Annotated in this window: 1 protein-coding gene and 1 pseudogene; both read right to left on the bottom strand. The window is 73.7% G+C overall.

What is annotated here, in order from left to right; all coding sequences use genetic code 11:
• A pseudogene (locus tag ACSNOD_RS30560) lies at positions 1-348 on the bottom strand (hypothetical protein); the annotation flags it as partial.
• A gap of 211 nt (positions 349-559) precedes the next feature.
• Positions 560-2302 (bottom strand): glycosyltransferase family 2 protein (locus ACSNOD_RS30555; protein ID WP_436770332.1); only part of this gene is annotated, 1743 nt, incomplete at its 5' end.

Raw genomic sequence — 2302 nt, 5'->3', positions numbered from 1 at the left:
CGCGCCGGCGTGGTCGTAGTGCCAGACGAGATGGGACTGCTGGGCGGTGGCCTCGAACATCTCCAGCAACTGCTCGTAGTCCCCGCCGAGTTCGTCGACGGGGGTGACCGGCAGTCCGCACATCAGCAGCAGATAGGCGCGGCGCAGAAAGTGCAGGGCGTCGTAGTCGAAGCCGGCGACCGGGGCGACGTCCCCCGACAGGCCGGGCATGTAGCCGTACACGGGCACGGGGGGCAGACCGGCCTGGGTGAGGGCCTTGTCATAGGTGGCGAGCTCTTCGGCGAAGGGGTTGTCGGGGCTGTGGCACAGCACATCGACGAGGGGGACCAGCCAGAGGTCACAGGCCACGGGAGCTCTCTCTCGGTCGCGATGATGCGATGGTCGGGCCAGCGTAATGCGCTGAGCACGCAGCGCAACCCGGCCCCGGTGGCGGGGAGATGGGACCGGTCACGGTGGCCGCGACCGGTCCGCGGCGACCGTACGACGCGCCCCGGCTCGGCTCGTACGCGGTGCGGGGCCGTACGAGGTGCGCGGCCCGCTCCCGTACGCGCGCCGTGGTTCAGGCCACGTCCCACACCCAGGCGTCGCCGTCCCGGCGCCCCGGCTCGTTCAGCAGCCGTTCCAGCGCGGTGCGCAGCGCGTCGTCGTTGGGCTGGTCCGCCACCACGATCAGGCCGGCCCGCCAGTAGGCGAGGTCCTCGCGGGCCTGGCGCTGCTGCTCGGGGCCGATGTGCGGCACCCTGCCGCTGTAGCGGACCGCGGTCAGCAGATCGTTGGTGGGGCGCGGCACGGCCCCGTAGATGCCGGCGCGGTCGGCCCCGCCGGGGCCGTTGAAGTAGCCGCCCGGCAGCGGGAAGCCGAAGCCGGCGTCGATCTGCCACTTGAGCGCGCTCGCCTCCCCGGGCGAGGGCAGCGGCACGGGCACCACCGACTGGCCGGGCAGCACGTACGAGCGCCAGGTGCCGTCGGCGATCACGGCGGGGGTGGCCGGCCGCTCGACCGTCTCCAGCGGCCTGGGCACGATGGGCAGCAGGGCGATGCCGAGCGCGATGGCGCAGCCCACGCGGAGCAGCAGCGCCTTGTCGCGCCGGTCGCGGTCGGCCGAGCGGGCGCCGGCGCGGGCGACCGCCGCGACCCTGGTCCAGGCGAGGGCGAGCAGCATGCCGGCCGGCGGCGCGCAGACCATCGCGTACCGGGACTCGATCACCGACTCGAACAGCGGCAGCCCGTCCAGCAGCCGCCAGGGGCCGGGCACGACCGCGTCGGTGCCGGGCAGGGGGATGGTGTTGCCCAGGGAGAGGACCGCGGCGACGGCGGCGGTGCAGACGAGCGCGCGGACGACCTTGCGGTCCCAGAGCGCGACCGCGACCCCGAGCAGCAGGGCCACCAGCGGCCAGCCGTAGAAGGCGTTCTCCTCGGTGGTGTTGAGGGAGAGCGCGGCGGCGGTGGACCGGTCGCCGGCCAGGGCGCGGCTGGAGAACTCGACGAGGGCGAGCGGGCTGTTGCCGGTGGGCCCGTGGTGGATGCTCCCGTAGCTCTGGGCGCCGAAGAACTGCCAGTAGAGGGGGTAGGCGACGAGCGGCAGGCAGACGGCGGCGGCCACGCCGACGCCGCGGAGCATCGGCAGCGCGGCGGCGCGGGCCTCGGCGGGCCGCACACAGGCGTAGGCGACGGCGAAGACGAGCATGCCGGTGGCGGCCAGCAGCAGGGCCTCCTCGCCGAGGAGGAGCTGCCAGGTCAGCAGCAGGCCGAGGACGACCCCGTCGCGGACGGCGCTGCCGCCGTCGCGCAGGCGCAGCAGCCGGTCGATGATCAGGGGGATCACGAACAGCACGACCAGGTTGGGGTGCGCGTTGGCGTGGGAGATCATCGGCGGCGCGAAGGCGGCGAGGGCACCGCCGAGCGCGGCGGCCGCCCGGTCGCGGGTGAGGTGCCGGCGGATCAGCCAGTACCAGGCGGTGGCCGTGCCGGCCAGACCGCACGTGAGCACGAGCGCCCAGGTGACGGTGGGGCCGAGGACGAGGGTCACGGGCGCCAGCGGCACGGAGAGGCCGAGCATCACGGTGTTCGCCATCAGGTTCACACCGAGCGGATAGTTCTGGAACGTCGTGAACAGCGGGTTGTGGAGGGTGAAGACGTTCTCGGCGGTGACGGCGAAGAACCACTCCCACTGGTTCTGGTCGCGCATGCTGTCGACGAGATAGGCCCGGTCCAGGTCGGCCCAGAGGTGGATGTAGAGCAGGACGGACGCCAGCAGATAGCCGAGGGGGACGGCGAGGGCGGCCGGGCGCGTGCGGGGGCG

Source organism: Streptomyces sp. URMC 123 (assembly GCF_051386515.1).
Classification (GTDB): Bacteria; Actinomycetota; Actinomycetes; order Streptomycetales; family Streptomycetaceae; genus Streptomyces.
This window is presented reverse-complemented; position numbering and strand designations above follow the sequence as displayed.